Here is a 15,792-nt window from a genome sequence, read left to right on the forward strand (position 1 = left end):
GCGTGATTGTCACTGCTGGCGCGCGGCGTCGCGGTCGCGCACCCCGCGCAAAGCGGTGTCCAGACTGCCCCAGTGCGCGTGCAGGAATTCGCGCAGCAGGGCGTCATCAGCGCCGGCGACGGTCTTGTCGGCATAGACCAGGATGACCGCCGCATCGTCGCCGTGGCCCAGCAGACTCTGCCAGGCGCCATAAAGCTTGGCCTGCCAGTCGCTGGTGAAGGGCCGGCCGTTGATCCAGTAGATCTGCCAGACGCGCAGCCGCGGCGCCATGTTGCCGCCGCCGCTGACCTGGTTCAGGGCCTGGCCGCGCAGCTCCCCGGTGCGCCAGGTCAGGCCGTCCAGCTGCGCCTGGCCAGCGCCCGTGCGCGACCATTCCTTGTCGTCCTCGTCATTGACGAGGTCGTTGACTGAGGTGAYGAGCTGGCGACCGTAACGCTGGTCGCGGTAATAGCCGACATAGACCCCCACCGGCGCGTCGCCGGTGGCGGGCGCGAACCGGCCACGCAGGACCGCTCTGGGGTTCTTGAAATGGGGGTTCCAGTTGGTCAGGGCTTCGGGCGACCAGGTCCAGCCCGCCAGTTGAGGCGCTGCAAGGCTGGGCTCGCCATGGGCACCCGAGTGCGCGGCCTGGGCCCGCATGCCCGAAGGCAGGGCCGCCAGCAGCAGCGCCGCCACCAGGACCGTCGCGAAGCGCGTAGGCGACAGCCCCAGTCCGGCCGCATCCGGCGAGGCCAGCACGGGCTCGGGGTCGGGGTCCGACCAGCGCGCCCCGATCATGAACATCGCCAGCATGATGAGTCCGAAGAAGACCCAGCCGTAGATGATGTGGTCTACGCCCACGGCGAGCTTGTTGCCCGAAAGATGGCCCAGCATGACGATCATGTAGGCGCGCAACCAGTTGGCCACCAGCGGCGTAACAATGGCCACGCCCACAAAGGCCCACCGCTTGCCGGTCGTGCGGTAATTCAAGTAGGCGAACAGCGTGCCCACCATGACCGAAGCCATCAGGTAGCGGATGCCGCTGCAGGCTTGCACCACGGACCACGAGCCCGACGGAATGACGAACTGCAGCGCCTCGCGGAACACCGGGATGCCGGTGGCGCGCAGGGCAACGATGGTGAAGTCGGCCGTGCGCTCCATCAGCCAAGGCGTCAGGAAGTCGCCGAAAGGCACGGCGAAGAACAGGAAGCCCAACGGGAAGGCAATGCGCCCGGCGGCCTGCGTGCCGATCAGCGCAGGCACCAGGGCCACGGCCATGCCGAGCAACGCGAATTGAGTTGCGGCATTGGCGGCGGCAAGGTCACCGATCAGCCACAGCAGGCCCAGGGGCAGCAAGGCCAGCAACCACCAGGGCGCTGGCCGCGGCGTGATCGACGCCAGCTCGGCGCGCCGACGCCAGACCAGCCAGGCCGAGATTGGCGGCACCACCCAGGCATGGGCAAAGGTCTCGGAACGGTTCCAGATCTCGACCATGGCGGCGCCGGTCGCGAAATACAGGATCGCGAGCAGCCCCCAGGCCAGGGCCAGGCCGAGCAGGGGCAGTCGCCAGGGCTTGGGCAGGGTGATCAAGCAACCTCCAGGTAGCGGTCCAGGCCAGCCAGATGGGCGTCCCAGCTGTAGGCGCCGAGCACGAAGTCGCGCGCCGTACGGCCGGCCGCATTGGCAGCCTCGTGATTGGAAAGCAGCGCGCCGAGGCGTTCGGCGTAGTCCGCTTCGGTATCGGCCGGCTGCAGCCCAGGCTGCACACCCGCCGCGATCGCACGCACGCAGGTACTGGCTGCGACAACCGGACGTGCCATGGCCATCGCCTCCAGCACCTTGTTCTGAATGCCACGCGCCAGCCGCAGCGGCGCCACAACCGCGGCCGCGTATTGCAGATACGGTCGCACGTCGGGCACAGTGCCGGTCACGTTGATGGTGTCGCCAGCGAGCGCCTGCACGGCGGGCGCCGGGCTGCGACCGACGATGTGAAAGCGCAGTGCCGGAAAGCGCTCGCGCAGCGCGGGCAGGATGTCGCTGGCGAACCAGGTCACCGCGTCGACGTTGGGCCAATAGTCCATGGCGCCAGTGAACACCAGCGGCAGCTCGCCGGACGCAAACGGGTTGGTGCGCGCCGCGTCCGGCGTGAAGAAATCGGCATCGACGCCGTTGCCCAGGGCCGCGAGGCGTAGCTTATGGCCGGGGCTCAACGCGCGGAACAGCGCGACTTCGTTGTCGGTGACGAAGAAGCTGCAGGCGGCGCCTTCTGCCACGCGCTGCTCGAAGCCAAGCAGCTTGGCGAACTCGCGGCGGTAGAGCCAGGACATCGGCCAGGCATGCTCGGGTGCGTAATCGCGCCACTTGGCGGAGTCGACGTCGACGAAGTCCACCAGCGTCTTCACGCCCTTCAGGCCGTGCGTGTATTGCGCCATCACGCCGCTGAAGACGACGACGGCATCGAAGCCGACACGGGCCGCGGCGTCGTCCACCCAGGCCTGCAGGCCGGCGTCGCGGTAGTACGGCAGGCTCAGCGCCTCGCCGCTGAGCAGGCCGCGCAGGCTCAGCAGCTTGGCCGAGCGCGGGTTCAGGCGCGCCACATGCACGTTCTTGCACAGCGCGCGCACGCGCGGCAGGTGCTGCTCGTCATCGGGGTCGTCGAGGAAAGTGCCGAGATGGACCTCGTGCCGCGCCGCCAGGTGCTTGAGCAGATGGTAGGAGCGCACCTTGTCGCCCTTGTTGGGCGGGTAAGGCAGGCGGTGGACGAGGTAGAGGATCTTCATGATCCGACGTTCACCCGAGGTTCTTCACGATGAAGGGCCCGAGCCAGTTCGCAAAGCCGATGGGCAGCTTGCGCCAGGCCTTGATCATCAGCTGGTACTTGGGATTGTTCGGGTTGTTCTGGGGAATCGCGTCGCGCTTGAACAGCCGGTACTCGTAGCTCAGCGGCTGCGGCTCGAAGCCCCAGTTCTTCTTGAACGCATAGGGGCCGGTGCCCTGCTTGCTGCGGCCGTAGTCGAAGACCTTGAGGCCCCGGGCGCAGGCCCGGCGCATCAGCTCCCAATACTTGAAATCGTTCGCCGCCAGGTCGCGTGCCGCTTCATCGTCACCGGCGTAATAGGGCAGGCATTCGTCGCGGAAATAGAACGTCAGCACGGTCGACAGCGGCTTGCCGCTGGGGCTCGTGACGGTCAGCACCTCGGCATCCGCGCCAAATTCGTCCAGCAAGGCCTGGAAGTACTTCTTGGGCATGGCCGGCGTGCCGTGGCGGTGCACGTTGTCGGCGTAGAGGTCGAAGAAGCGATCGACATTCGCGTCGATCTCGGCCTTGAGCTCGTTCTTGATGCCCTTGCGCACCATCGCTCGTTGCTTGCGAGGGATGGCCAGCATGTTGGCCTCCTCCTCCGCAAGGATCTCCTTGCGGAAGGTCACGTAGAGATCCTGGCGCGGCCAGTCGGCGTGGCGCGTGGGGCCGMGGTTGCGGTATTCGAGGTGCTCGGCGCCCTGCCCTCGCGCGATCTTCTCGGCCTCGGCCTCCAGCGCTGCGGTGGCCTCGTCGTTCAACGCGGCCACGCCGCCATAGACGCCAAAGGGCAGGCTCGTGACCGAGTGGCCGAACAGCCGGCTCTTGACCTCGGCCAGCGGCAGCACGCCCTCGATGACACCGTCTCGCTCGGCGTAGAGGAAGAATCCCTTGTGGCCAAACACCGACTGGATGATGCGCAGCCAGCCGCTGCGGTGGAAGAAGGTCGCTTGCGGGTGGGCGAAGACGAAGGCGTCCCAGCGCGCGGACAAGGCTTTGTCTTGCGCGGCCAGGCGCGCAATGCGAAGGGGGGAGTTCATTCAGGCCGGGCTCAGCGAGGGCGCCGAAGCGCGCGGGCTGGCCTCACGGCCGAGGAAGATCTCGTCCATCCGGCCCCAGCGGAAGTCGCCGAGCAGCCGCGCGATCCGGTCGTGGGTGCGCGGGATGTTGACGTAATGGCGGAAGCGCGTCTTGGCGTTGATGCCGGGGATGCGCGGCTGCTCGCTGTCGATCTCCCACGGATGGAAGTAGAAGACCGCTGGCTCGCCGTCAATCTCGTTGACGCGGCGGATCATCCAGCGTGACAGCGCATAGGGCAGCAGCCGGAAATAGCCACCGCCGCTGCTGGGCAGGTTGCGCGAGCCCATGCGCAGGGTGGTCACCGGGATCTCGAGCAGGCCCTCACGCACCGGGTAGGCGAAGCGGGGCGAGTCGGGCATGCCGTAGTGGTCGTGGGCGATGGGGTAGACGCTGCTGGAGTAGCGGTAGCCGGCATCGCGCAGCACGTCGAAGGCCCAGAGGTTGGCCTTGCCGATGGAGAAGCTCGGCGCACGGTAGCCGATGACGGGCACGCCGCCCAGGTCCTCGAGCATTTTCTTGGCGCGGCTGATGTCGTCCAGGAAGGCCGTCGGGCTGAGGTCGCTGGCACGCTCGTGGCCATAGCCATGGCTGGCCAGTTCGTGCCCGCCGGCCACGATGGCCTTCACCACCTGCGGATAGCGCTCGGCGATCCAGCCCAGCGTGAAGAAGGTGGCCTTGACCTGCTTGGCGGCCAGCAGCGCGAGGATGCGCTCGATGTTGCGCTCGACGCGGCATTCCAGGCCGTTCCAGTCCTCGCGCTTGATGTAGGGCGCGAAGGCGGAGACCTGGAAGTAGTCCTCCACGTCAATGCTCATCGCATTGCGCAGGGCCGGGGTCTTGGTGGGCATCAGCATGATCGGGACTCCATCAGTGCTGCTTCACGGCGTCCACCAGCTTCTGCAGCAGCGCCAGCGTCTGGAGATTGATGCGCTCCAGCCGCATCATGCTGCGCTCCAGGCGCTGCAGGCGGTCGGTGTGGTGATCGGCGCTGAGGGCCGCGATCTCGCTGGACAGGCCATCGACCTCGGCGACGCTCAACTTCAGCCTGGACACGTCCAGCGCGCCAGGTGCACTGTCCAGCGCACCGGGGCGGCTGTCGGGCAGTTTGGCTGGCGTGCTGTCCAGCGGGCTGACGTCGCTGTGGCGCGGGATCTCGCTCTCCTGGGCGATGTCGCGCAGCACTTCCTTCACGTCCGCCAGCGTCAGATGGCTGCGGCCCTGCATGAAGCCCAGCAGCAGCAGGCGGTCGCACAGGCGGTTGATGCGGCGCGGGATGCCGTTGCTGGCCTTGTGGATGGCCGGGAAGGCGTCGTGGTCGAAGGTCGGCTTGCCGGCGGAGCCCGCGCACTTCAGGCGGTGCTCCATGTAGCGCTGGGTCTCGTCCTCGTCCAGCGGGCCGATGTGGCAGGTCGCCGCGACGCGCTGGCGGAACTGTTCCATCTCGGGCTTCTGCAGGATGCCGCGGAACTCGGGCTGGCCGACGAGAAAGGTCTGCAGCAGCGACTGGTTGGCAAACTGGAAGTTGGACAGCATGCGCAACTCCTCGACCGCGCGGGCCGTCAGGTTCTGCGCCTCGTCGACGATGAGCAGGCAGCGCTTGCCCTGGGTGACCTGGTTGACGAAGAAGGCTTCCAGCGTCATCAGCAGCTCGGACTTGGGCGCATCCTTGACGCGCACGCCGAAGGCCGCGCCCACCATGCGCAGTGTGTCCTCGGCGTCGAGCTGGGTGGTCACGACATTGCCGATGACGACGTTGCTGCGGTTCAGGCTGTCCAGCAGGCCGCGCAGCAGCGTGGTCTTGCCGGCACCGATCTCGCCGGTGATGACGATGAAGCCGTCATTGCGCAGCACGCCATAGTCCAGGTACGCCTTGGCCCGGCGATGCTGCTTGCTGCCGTAGTAGAAGTTCGGGTCCGGGCTGAGCTGGAAGGGCTTGCTGCTCAGGCCATAGAAGGCTTCGTACATGTCAGTTGTCCATTACGCATTCTCGGCGCACGAAACCGGCGTCTGCGGGGCCGAGCGCTGGGCCGCTCCCGAGCCGGCCCGTTTGGCGATGTGCTCGCGGCTCGATGCCGCGAGCATCGCCGTCCCCACGGGGGACCGGCTGGGCGCGCCCGCGTTCAGCGGGGCGAGACCGGACGAGGGGCTCCAATTTCATTTCAGAACTGTTGCGTCAGGTTGGCGTAGGCCGCATTCTCGGAATAGGGCCTGACACCTTCGAAGCGGCTGTGGCGCGCACCAAGCTGAATGCTGATGCGCGAACCCAGGCGGCTGTTCCAGTTGGCCACCAGGCTGGTCAGCTGGGTGCGGCGATTGCTGGAGTCGCCGATAGTCTCCTGGCGCGAAGCCGTCAACGACACCCCCGACACCGGCGTGAGCTGGTAGCTGCCCGACAGCGAATAGGAGCGCTGGTCGATGCGCGAGTTGTTGGCCAGATCGCCCTGGTTCAGATTGTCCCCCAGGCGGCTGGTGACGGAACGGCTGACCGTGGCCGTCACGTTGCTGCGCACGCCCTGGAGGGCAAAGCTGAGCATCTGGTTGCGCAGCTGGCTCGGCCCGGTGGACAGGAAGCCCACCGCGGCCTGCGCATCGGGCGACAAGCCCTGTGACAGCAGATAGGCACGCACCAGGGTGTCGCGCTTGATCGGGTCCGGCTCCAGCGATGCGAACAACAGGAAGTACAGGTCGTAGTTGGTCCGCACGCCGCCCGTGGCGCCAGCGTTGCCCAGCGTGACGTTGCGGGAGTCCGAGAAGCGCCAGACCGAGTTGCGCATGCGGTGTTCGAAGCTCAGGCCGTGGCTGTTGCCATAGCTGTGACGCTGCCAGTTGCCATTGACGCGCGTACGCGGCGTGGGCGTCCAATCGGCGGTCAGGCCGCCCGTGAGCCCGGTCTGCTCGCCGCCGCTGCGGCTGAGGTAATCATTGCGCTCCTGGCCCGCATTGACGCTGAAGAGCCAGTCGGGGTTGGGGTGGTAGTTCAGGCCCGCCGTCGCCGAGCTGGTGCGGTTGGAGAACGCAGCCTTGGGCCGTATCTGCTGTGTGTTCGCCTGAAGGAACCAACTCAGCACGCCGGCGCTGAGCTGTGCGATGCGCATGGAACCACCGCTGCCGTGACTGTCGCCCAGGGCGCTACCGCGCACCTCGGTGACCGAAAGATTGCCACGCAGATCCACGCTGGCCAATCCACCCAGCTGGCCGTGCAGCAACGGTGAGACGTTCAAGGTGCCCGTCTCGCGCCGGTTGGGGTTGTCCAAAGCGGACACCGAGCCTTGCGAGCCCAGCGTGGGTGCCGCCTGTGAGCCGAAGGCCGTCGCGTTCTGCTGCCCGATGCTGGCCTGCGCATCGACAAGGAAGGTACGAGGAATGATCTCGGCCTGGGCGGTTGCCGTCAGCGCGTTCTGCAGCTGGGACTTGTAGGTCGTCTTCAGGTAAGTGATGCCGTTCAGCGAGTAGTCCAGGCTGCCGCGCAGCGCACCCGTATTGCGCACGATGCTGACGCCGGGGGATACCGTCGCAATCACCGCCGCGTCCTTTTCTTGATCGTCGAGGCGCAGGTTGTCGGTCCAGCTCAGTGACACGCCGATGCGAGGCTGGATGGCGCCACCGCCGGCACCAGCAGCAGCGTCTCCCTGCTGGGCGTGAGCCGCGATCGCACAAAGGGCGAGGGCCAGAGGCAGATGGCGCGGCTCAGGTCTGAGCCGAGTCATTGCTGCCATATCCGTAGCCGTAGCCGTATCCGTAGCCGTAGCCATACCCGTAGCCGTAACCACCGGCAGCGTTGGGGCTGGCCTGGTTGAGCAGCATCATCTTGACCGGGCAGGTTTCGATGGCGGCGAGGGCCTGCTGGACGGCGCTCTGCGCCGTCTTCTCGGCATGGACGACGATGACGATCTGGCCCATGTGCGAAGCCAGTACGCGTGACTCCGTCGTCAGCAGCAGCGGCGGCGAATCGAAAATGATGATGCGGTCGGGATAGCGCTTGGCCATGTTGTCCAGCAGATGGCGCATGGCGTCGCTGGCCAGCAGTTCGGTCGCACGCGGGTGGGGCGTGCCGCTGGGCAGGATGGTCAGCTTCTCGACATTGGTGCGCAGCAGCACCTCGGACATCTCGACACGCTCTTCCAGCACGTCGAGCAGGCCGGGGCCTTGCGGCAGGCCCAGCATGCGCAACACCGACGGGCGGGCCACGTCGGCGTCGACCAGCATGACCGTGTTGTCCAGTTCGGCCGCGATGCTCAGCGCGAGGTTGATGGACGTGAAGCTCTTGCCTTCACCGGCCAACGCACTGGTCACCATCATCAGGTTGGCGTGGTTGATCGTCGCGGCGCCCTTGCCCATCGCGTTCTTGATCAAGGGGCGCTTGATGACCCGGTACTGGTCGCCCGTTTGCGAACGCGGCGTGTGGGGCATCAGGAAGCCCTGCGCGGCCAGCGCCACGACGTCCAGCTCCACGCGTTTGGACGACGGATGGAGCCCATCGTCCAGGACCGAGATGCCCACATGGGGCCGAGGCTCTGCCTGCGGCTGCGCAGGCAAAGCGGCGGCGGGCGCGGCCAAGGGCGCGACGACCGGCGGCTGCGCCGCCGCTGGCTGCGCCTGCTCGTCGCCGGGCAGCACAACGCCGGCCTGGCGCAGTTGCTCGAGCCGCTTGGCGGCTTGTTCAATCAGGCTCGTCATGTCAAACCACCTGCCGGCTCAGTTGCACAGCCAAGACCGTCAATGCGACGGCGAACATCGCCAGCAGCCCTCCGGCCCCCGCTGAGAAACGAATCAGGTCGACGCGCTGGCGGGCACGATCAGCATCCGTCACAAGCCGCGTCACGACGCCCAGGATGGGCAATTCAACGCGGGTGCGCAGGTCGTTCGCGTCATGGAAGACGGGGCGCAGCTGGCTGGCGGCAAAGGTCGTGAACAGGCCGACGCCCAGGGCCGCCGCCATTGCACCGGCGAGCAGCAGCAGGCGGTTCGGCGCGACCGGCTTGGGATTGGCGCGCGGCGGGTCGATGACGCGGAAGTCCGCCACGCCGGACGCCACATCAAGCTCGCCGGAGATCGACGCCTGTTCGCGGCGCTGCACCAGATCCTCGTAGTTCTTCTTGTGAATCGCGTAGTCGCGGTTCAGCTGGGCAGCCTCGGCCTCAACCTGAGGCGCCGTCTTCAGCGCCACCAGGGCCTGAGAGTAGCGCCCCGAGTATTCGTCGACGCGGGCGCGCAGGGCCGCGACCTGGACTTCGGTCGTCACCAGGACGCGCACCAGTTCCTGCGTGGCCAGGCTGCCGCTGTTCTGGCCCACGGAAGCCGTCGGGACATTCATGGCGGCCTTGCGCAGCTCGGCGAGCTCGCGCTTTCTCTGCTCCTCGAGATCCTTGATGAGCTTGCGCGTGGCGATGATGTCGGGGTGCTGGTCGGTGTAGCGCTGCAGCAAGGCGTCGAGGCTGCGGCGATGCTCCGCCAGGCGCGCGTCGAGTTCAGGCGTGCTGACGTTGGCGTTGGATTCCTGAATCAGGCTCTGGGCCGTCGTCTGGGCGCCGCCGCGGGCCTTCTCGGCCTCCAGCTGGGCCTTGGCGGCATCGCGCGCATTGACAGCCTCGCGGAACTCCAGGCGGGCGCGCTCCAGCTGGCCACTCAACTCCGCGATATGAGCCGCGGAGTCCTTCCCGTCACCCGACATATTGGACAGGTTCTTGAGCCGGAATTCCTTGAGCCGTGTTTCGGCCTCTTCCAGCTTGGCCTCATAGGACTTGATCTGCTCGTTGATGAAGGTCGTTGCCGTCGAGGTGCCCACGCGCGTCTGGCCCAGGCTGGATTCGACAAAGATCGACACCAGCGCCTGCACGACACGCTTGGCCGTTTCCGGATCGCTGTCGCGGTAGCCGAGGATGTAGAGGTTGTCCCGCCCGCTGCTCTGGATGGACAGATTGCTCGTCACCGTCTCGATGGTGGATTCCTGCTGGGCCTTGGACTGGTTCTTCAAGTCCAGGTCGGCCATGCGGACCAGCTTTTCGACATTGGGCCGGCTGATCAGCGTGCGGCTCAGCATCATCACCTGCTGCTCGACATTGGGCTGCACGGCCAGGCCGGACATCAGTGGCTTCAGGATGGACTGGGTGTCCACGTAGATGCGGGCGCTGGCCTCGTAGCGGTCAGGCAGCACGAACACCACCACGGCGCCGACCAGCCCGGCCACCCAGGCCACGACCAGGCCGACCCAGCGGTATTTCCACATCCGCCGGACGATGATCAGAAGCTGACCAATCAGCAATTCCATGGGGAACAGTCTCGGTTAAAGCTATGGCTAGGAGAGGCCGGCAGCGAACGCAGGTCCTCTCCCTTCAATTCAGAACAGGCTCTGCGGAATGATGAGGATGTCGCCCGGCCGCATTTCGACATTGGCCGACACGTCACCGCGCTTGATCAGGTCCTTCAGGCGCACCGAGTACTGCTTGTTGCCCTCGGCCGTGCGCAGGATGGTGGCGCTGTTGCCGGATGCAAAGTCCGTCAGGCCGCCGACGGCGATCATCACGTCCAGCACCGTCATCTTCTGCTTGTAGGGCAGGAATTGCGGCTTGGCCGCCTCGCCGACGACGCGGATCTGCTCGCTGTAGGGGCCAATGAAGCTCGTGACGATGACAGTGACGACCGGGTCGCGCACGTATTTGCCGAGCTGCTTCTCGACTTCACGAGCCACCTGCACCGAGGTCTTGCCCTGCACGACCATCTCGTCCACCAGCGGGGCGGCGATCTTGCCGTCCGGGCGAACCGGCACCGACATCGACAGCTCCGGATTGCGCCAGACCTGGATATTGAGGTTGTCACCCGCGCCGATGATGTAGCTGTAGTCATCGTTGGCCACTGCCGCCGGCGCTGGCGGGAAGCTGGTGCTGGCGCAGCCGGCCAGCACGCCGATGGCAAGCATTGCCAGGGCCCGGCCCCACCACGCGCCGGCTGCCTTTGCCGCCCTCTGCGAGCCTCTTGCCGACGTCATTTGCGCATCACGGTTGTTGGAAGCGTTCAAGGCGAGTCCTCTGTGGGTCTGTTCATCGAAGGCCCCCGCAAACCGTTGCAGTCGAGAGGGAACGGCAAAACCTGCCGTCACCCAGGGCCAAAGCCTTGGAATGATGCCATAGCCCCACCCCATGTCTGGCAACCTAAATCGGGGGCTTCCCCCGGGCAACGCGGACTTTCACACGCGCGCGGCGACCGCGAAATCCGCTCAGGCGTCGGGCGCCCGAGCCAGGTTGTAGCGCCCCGGCGCAATCAGATTGTCCGGGTCGAACACGGATTTCAGCGCCCAGGCGGTGCGCCAGAACGAATCCTGGGGGTCGACCACGTCCTCCATCATGTCCGCCCGCGCCCGGTACACCTCCAGGCCGCAACTGCGTAAATATTCCCACAGCGCCCGCGCGCAGGCTCGGGCGTTTGCAACCGCAGCCGCGTCGCCGCGGTCAAACAACAGATTGGCCACCGCCACCAGCGAGGTGGTCGTCTCGATATTCAGCGTCACATAGAGCTCATGGCCGAATCCGGCGGCGACCGCTTTCATGGCATCGACGACCTTCGCCACCGCCCCGCCTGCCATGGGCAGCGCCGGGTTGATGAAGATCAGGCCACAACCGGAAGCGTCCAGTTCCCGCGCCGGCAGCTGCGGCTGGCCATATCGCCATAACAGGTTGGTGATGGCGGCATCGGTCGGCCGGCCATCCGCCAAACCCTGCAAGGGCCGGATGGCCGAAATAGCCGCCGCATTGGCGCGCGCCCAGGGCCACAGGTTTCGCAAGGGATTCAGCAGCCGAAAACCGGCCGCCAGCTTGGCATCGTCCACCACGGTCAACTTGGCCATGCCGCCCAGGACCCGCCTGACCTCGGCAATCGCGGCCTTCACCTGGGCGGCGCTGCCGGCGACGCCGCCCAGGCTGGTCCATTCATAGGGCGCCACCGTCGCCAGCGCCCGATCCGCCTCGGCCGCCAGGTCACTCTCCGCAACACCGCAGGAAATACGCAGGTATTCACTGATGCCCGACATCATGCTGGCCCGCGTGCGCGCCTGATTGCCGACATGGGTCACGCCAGCCATGACGCCCAGCCGCTTCAGCAGCGCCAGGCCATCCAGGAAGTCCCCTAACTTCGAGACATCACGCAGGGCCAGCGACACGGCAACCGAGCGGGCCGGCCGCGGCAGCAGTTTCAGGCAGGCGCTGGTGACGATGCCGTAATTACCCTGGAAGAACAGGCCATCCAGCATCGGCCCGAGGCCATAAGGGTGGGCATGCGCAAGCGGCGAATCCTCGCCCAGGCGGCGAAACCCGGTCCGCAGCAACTCCCCTCGGCCGGTCACCACCTCAAGCCCGAAAACATCCTCGCGGCGCGGCCCCAGATATCCCACGCCCCGGTCCAGCGCATTGCCGAGGATGCTGGTGTCCACCGACGAACCCGTCACGTTGAAGCTCAGGCCCGGGCAGGACTCGCTCAGGAATTCGTGCAACTGCCGCTGCGTCACCCCAGGTTCGATGACCGCGACAGGATTCGCTTGCGAGATCTCTGCCGCATTGCGTATGCGGTTCATGCCGCTCAGATCCAGCAGCACGGCGTCTGCCTGGGGCGGCGCAGCCGAGCCATACCCCCAGTTCAAGCCGGTCGATAGCGGGTAGAGCGAAATCCCCCGGCGGCGCGCCTCGTCCACGCAAGCCTTCACCTCATCGACAGTCGTGGCCCGCCAGCAGTCCAGCGCCCCGCGGTCCCAGCCGGTCACATTGCCAGAGTTCCGCCGCGTCACTCCATGTTCGCCTGACAGTCCGTCCACACCATCTCCCTGCCCGCCTGCCTGAGACGGGTGTCGGAGGACTTTACAGCGACCATCAACCAGCCCTCAAAACACCGGCAATACGTCATCCAAGAGCACGGCAACTCGTTGTTTTAAAAGGGAAAGCAGGCGGCACCTTCAAAGCTGGCACGCGACCTGCTTATTACCCAGCGTCCGGGGCCGCGCCCCAACTTCTAGCAAGTGAATCAAGGAGATTCAAATGAGCAAGACCCTGAAGACGCTGGTTGCTGCAGCGGCCCTCGCAGTGGCCACTGCCGCATCCGCCACCCCCATCGTCGGCAAGACGAGTGTCAGCCTGGGCCAAGTGATCGTGTCCTTCGGCACCGTCAACTGGGTTCCGGATCCCGCTCCCGATGCTTACCAGACCGCTGGCAAGACCTACGGCCAGTTCGCCACCAAGCAACTGGGCGGCACCGGTTCCTTCAATGACCCGGCGTTCGGCACGATCTTCGCTCCGACCGCTGGCTGGGTGCAAGACATGACCCAAGGCGCGGGTCCGAACAATGTGCCTATCGGCGTGAACGGCACGCCGATCCCCAACTTCCTGCACTTCGATGCCAAGCCGAACTGGCTGTTCAGCGAAACCTACCTGGCTCCCGGCCAGTTCGGTTCGCCCTTCATCTTCACCGACAACGCCGGCAATACGTCGGTCACGATGAGCATCCTGGGCCGTGCGTGTGATGACACCAACGGCAACAAGAGCTGCGACATCGGCGAAGACGAAACCAAGTGGACGGGCATCTTCTCGGCGCAGTACACGAACACCTCGACTGCAGCCCTGGTTGCCATCATCCTGGGTGGCGGCACCCTGGATCAGAACGACTGGTCTGCCACCATCGAAGCCACCAAGCTGCCTGAGCCCGCCACGGTGGGTCTGGTGGGTCTGGCTCTCGCTGGCCTGGGCTTCGCCGGCCGCCGCCGTCAAGCCAAGTGATGTGAACAGCGACGCCAGTCGTCGCTGCTCCGCACTCAGAGAACCCCGCTACGGCGGGGTTTTTTATTGGCCGCGCGGTTTGTCTCGCTGGACGGACAGTCGCCCGTCGACGCAGGTCAGCGGTCGATGTACTTCAGCATGGGCGCTGCATCGCGGATCAGCACGGCGTAGCTGATGCCCGTGGGGGCGCTGAGCGCGGCCTCCCGGGTTCCCTTGATGGCCCCGCCCTGCAGGACGCCGATCACTTCGCCGGTCTCGATGTCCAGCACCGGCCCGCCACTGTTGCCCGGGAAGGCCAGGACATCCAGCTGCAACACCTCGAAGGCACCGGCACGCAGTTGCCGCACCGCGCGTTCGGTCAGGCCCGAGGGCGCGGCGGCGGGCGGCACGATGGCCGTGCGCGCCGACACGATGCCTCTGTGCGTCACGTGCACGTCATAGCCCAACGCATTGCCGATCGGAAATCCGATCAGGGCGATGGAGGTGCCCTCCGGCGCCTCCCTGGCGGCTAGGCGCAGCGCGGGCGCGGGTGGTCCGTCCATCTGCAGCAATGCAAGGTCATGCGCACGATCCAGGCTGATGAGCTTGGCGCTTCGCATCACCCACTGCGCGTCGGGCGTCCAGATCTTGACCGCGATGCTGCGATCGACTCGATCGGGCGTTTCCGTCGGCACCACGTGCGCATTGGTCAGCACGTGCAGGCCGTCCGCGACAACAAAGCCTGCCGCCTTGAACCCGAAGCGGGGGTTGTCCATCAACCCCCAGCTGCCCACGACAACGACCGAGCGCTTGGCCCGCGCAATCAGTTCCGGCAGAGTTTCCGCACCGGCTGCGGTGCCGATGCATGCCAGTCCAGCCGCAAGGGCCAGCAGGCGACGTCGGCCGGGGCTGTTCACAGCTCGCCTGCAACGTACTCGGTTTCCAGCGCACTGACGGCGCGGCGCCAGACATCGTCGGGCTCATCCACGCGAAAGCCATAGAACTCGCCGGTGTCGGTGTGGTGATGCCGCATCACCTTCACGTCCAGCGTCGCCTTGTCCTGCACGCCCAATTCCACCCGGACCGCGCCGTCAGCCCCGATCGGTATGTCGAGCTTGGACTGGGCCTGGAAGCCCGACAGGGAAATTTCGATGACGGTCATCACGATGGAGCGCTCATCGCCGTCGAGCCGCACACGCAACTCGGCCGGGCAGCGCAGCGAGAAGCGCTGATGCCGGCGCATCGGATGAAAGCCCGTGTCCGATCCACTCATCATCGGCAGAACGGCCCGGAACTCGGGCTGGTCGTAGATGGACCACAACAGCGCCTTGCGGCGGTCGTCCAGTTCCGCGAAGACCGGGCTGCGCTGATTGAAGAAGTGGTCGAGGATGTCCGGCGTCAGCACCGGATCATTGGTCGTGAAATAGCGGCGCTTGGGCAGCTTGATGTTGGGCAGGCTCAGCTGGACGAAGTAGTTATAGAGGTTCTTGCGTTCCCTGCGCTTGCCGTACACGCGCCGGAATATCTCTTTCGCTACCGGCAGGTCCAGCGTGGCGCCGACGGCGGGTGCGCCATTGGCGAAGTCGTAGTTGGCAACGACGTTTTCCTGCAGCCGCTCAAAAAACAGCAGCGACTCGTAGAGCTCGATCTTGTCCGGATTGACCGCGATGACGAGGTGGCGCGTGTCGAAGTACTTGGTGCAGTACTCGTACATGAACTTCATCAGCGGGAACAGGATGGCGCCACCCGTCTGGCGGAAGTCCGGATGCACGGCCAACGCTGAAATCTCGGCGATCTGGCCCTGCTTGGCGCGCACCTCACTGAGGTCGAAGACCGACTGCAGCGGAAAGCCGAACACGCCCTCGCGGATCATGGACATGGTACCGACAACGCGGCCGTCGTACTTGGCGCACAGCGTGGTTGTCGTCGGCAGCGCGTGATACATGGTGACGCGCAGGCCTGAGGGCGACGGCTTCATGAAGCCGCTGGCCACGTAGGCATCATGCAGGATGCGGAAGCAGTCCTCGAGCTCCTCGCGGGTCTCGGCGACCTTGAGCTCCAGCCTTGGATCCGGCGCCGGGTCGCAGTCGATCATGCCGCGATAGATGGCATGCCGTGTGTCGCGCGGCAGTCGGCCGAAGCCCCGCCGCATCAACTGGTGCAAGCGTTTTCTGAAGCTGGCTTGTTTGATCTTCATGA

General features: G+C 66.0%; 13 protein-coding genes. 1 reads left to right on the forward strand and 12 read right to left on the reverse strand.

Features of this window, described 5'->3' with window-relative positions; translation table 11 throughout:
- Positions 1-9 precede the first annotated feature (9 nt).
- From xrtA to ACXJKM_RS25295, 10 genes are all read right to left on the reverse strand, one after another.
- Complete coding sequence (gene xrtA, locus ACXJKM_RS25250; protein ID WP_457355980.1) at positions 10-1,569, reverse strand: exosortase A; 1,560 nt, start codon at positions 1,567-1,569, stop codon at positions 10-12.
- Positions 1,566-2,759: a TIGR03087 family PEP-CTERM/XrtA system glycosyltransferase gene (locus ACXJKM_RS25255; RefSeq protein ID WP_457322865.1), complete on the reverse strand. Its 1,194-nt coding sequence runs from the start codon at positions 2,757-2,759 to the stop codon at positions 1,566-1,568. Before ACXJKM_RS25255 ends, xrtA begins: the two co-directional genes overlap by 4 nt.
- Before the next feature lie 10 nt (positions 2,760-2,769).
- Positions 2,770-3,819 carry a FemAB family XrtA/PEP-CTERM system-associated protein gene (locus tag ACXJKM_RS25260; RefSeq protein WP_457355981.1) on the reverse strand — a complete coding sequence of 350 codons (1,050 nt, stop codon included), beginning with the start codon at positions 3,817-3,819 and terminating at the stop codon, positions 2,770-2,772.
- Positions 3,820-4,713 carry an XrtA system polysaccharide deacetylase gene (locus ACXJKM_RS25265; RefSeq protein WP_457322867.1) on the reverse strand — a complete coding sequence of 298 codons (894 nt, stop codon included), beginning with the start codon at positions 4,711-4,713 and terminating at the stop codon, positions 3,820-3,822.
- A gap of 13 nt (positions 4,714-4,726) precedes the next feature.
- Positions 4,727-5,824, reverse strand: a complete 1,098-nt coding sequence (locus tag ACXJKM_RS25270) for an XrtA/PEP-CTERM system-associated ATPase (RefSeq protein ID WP_056195797.1) — start codon at positions 5,822-5,824, stop codon at positions 4,727-4,729.
- 194 nt (positions 5,825-6,018) lie between these two features.
- Positions 6,019-7,566: a TIGR03016 family PEP-CTERM system-associated outer membrane protein gene (locus ACXJKM_RS25275; RefSeq protein ID WP_457355982.1), complete on the reverse strand. Its 1,548-nt coding sequence runs from the start codon at positions 7,564-7,566 to the stop codon at positions 6,019-6,021.
- Positions 7,547-8,536, reverse strand: coding sequence for an XrtA-associated tyrosine autokinase (locus tag ACXJKM_RS25280; protein ID WP_056195792.1), 990 nt, complete (start codon positions 8,534-8,536; stop codon positions 7,547-7,549). The genes ACXJKM_RS25275 and ACXJKM_RS25280 overlap by 20 nt, the downstream gene beginning before the upstream one ends.
- A gap of 1 nt (position 8,537) precedes the next feature.
- Entirely contained in the window at positions 8,538-10,127 is a 1,590-nt protein-coding gene (locus tag ACXJKM_RS25285; RefSeq protein ID WP_056195789.1) for an XrtA system polysaccharide chain length determinant, read from the reverse strand.
- Positions 10,128-10,196: 69 nt separating this feature from the next.
- Positions 10,197-10,775 (reverse strand): XrtA/PEP-CTERM system exopolysaccharide export protein, encoded by a 579-nt coding sequence (locus ACXJKM_RS25290; protein WP_235531973.1) that lies wholly within the window; start codon positions 10,773-10,775, stop codon positions 10,197-10,199.
- 297 nt (positions 10,776-11,072) lie between these two features.
- Entirely contained in the window at positions 11,073-12,659 is a 1,587-nt protein-coding gene (locus ACXJKM_RS25295; protein WP_457355983.1) for an FAD-binding oxidoreductase, read from the reverse strand.
- Between the two features lie 220 nt (positions 12,660-12,879).
- Here ACXJKM_RS25295 and ACXJKM_RS25300 point away from each other — a divergent pair, with 220 nt between their 5' ends.
- Positions 12,880-13,614, forward strand: coding sequence for a PEP-CTERM sorting domain-containing protein (locus ACXJKM_RS25300; RefSeq protein ID WP_056195784.1), 735 nt, complete (start codon positions 12,880-12,882; stop codon positions 13,612-13,614).
- Between the two features lie 116 nt (positions 13,615-13,730).
- Here ACXJKM_RS25300 and ACXJKM_RS25305 read toward each other — a convergent pair whose 3' ends face one another.
- Complete coding sequence (locus ACXJKM_RS25305) at positions 13,731-14,510, reverse strand: S1C family serine protease (RefSeq protein WP_457355984.1); 780 nt, start codon at positions 14,508-14,510, stop codon at positions 13,731-13,733.
- The gene (locus tag ACXJKM_RS25310) at positions 14,507-15,790 is read right to left on the reverse strand and encodes a GNAT family N-acetyltransferase (RefSeq protein WP_457355985.1); all 1,284 of its coding nucleotides are present in this window, start codon (positions 15,788-15,790) and stop codon (positions 14,507-14,509) included. Before ACXJKM_RS25310 ends, ACXJKM_RS25305 begins: the two co-directional genes overlap by 4 nt.
- Positions 15,791-15,792 lie beyond the last annotated feature (2 nt).

This window comes from Roseateles sp. P5_D6 (assembly GCF_054049415.1).

Excerpts from the sequence above, each read along its gene's own strand:
- ACXJKM_RS25255 (WP_457322865.1), bottom strand. The coding sequence starts at position 2,759 with ATGAAGATCCTCTACCTCGTCCACCGCCTGCCTTACCCGCCCAACAAG.
- ACXJKM_RS25265 (WP_457322867.1), bottom strand. The coding sequence starts at position 4,713 with ATGCTGATGCCCACCAAGACCCCGGCCCTGCGCAATGCGATGAGCATT.
- ACXJKM_RS25270 (WP_056195797.1), bottom strand. The coding sequence starts at position 5,824 with ATGTACGAAGCCTTCTATGGCCTGAGCAGCAAGCCCTTCCAGCTCAGC.
- ACXJKM_RS25275 (WP_457355982.1), bottom strand. The coding sequence starts at position 7,566 with ATGACTCGGCTCAGACCTGAGCCGCGCCATCTGCCTCTGGCCCTCGCC.
- ACXJKM_RS25280 (WP_056195792.1), bottom strand. The coding sequence starts at position 8,536 with ATGACGAGCCTGATTGAACAAGCCGCCAAGCGGCTCGAGCAACTGCGC.
- ACXJKM_RS25285 (WP_056195789.1), bottom strand. The coding sequence starts at position 10,127 with ATGGAATTGCTGATTGGTCAGCTTCTGATCATCGTCCGGCGGATGTGG.
- ACXJKM_RS25290 (WP_235531973.1), bottom strand. The coding sequence starts at position 10,775 with ATGCTTGCCATCGGCGTGCTGGCCGGCTGCGCCAGCACCAGCTTCCCG.
- ACXJKM_RS25300 (WP_056195784.1), top strand. The coding sequence starts at position 12,880 with ATGAGCAAGACCCTGAAGACGCTGGTTGCTGCAGCGGCCCTCGCAGTG.
- ACXJKM_RS25310 (WP_457355985.1), bottom strand. The coding sequence starts at position 15,790 with ATGAAGATCAAACAAGCCAGCTTCAGAAAACGCTTGCACCAGTTGATG.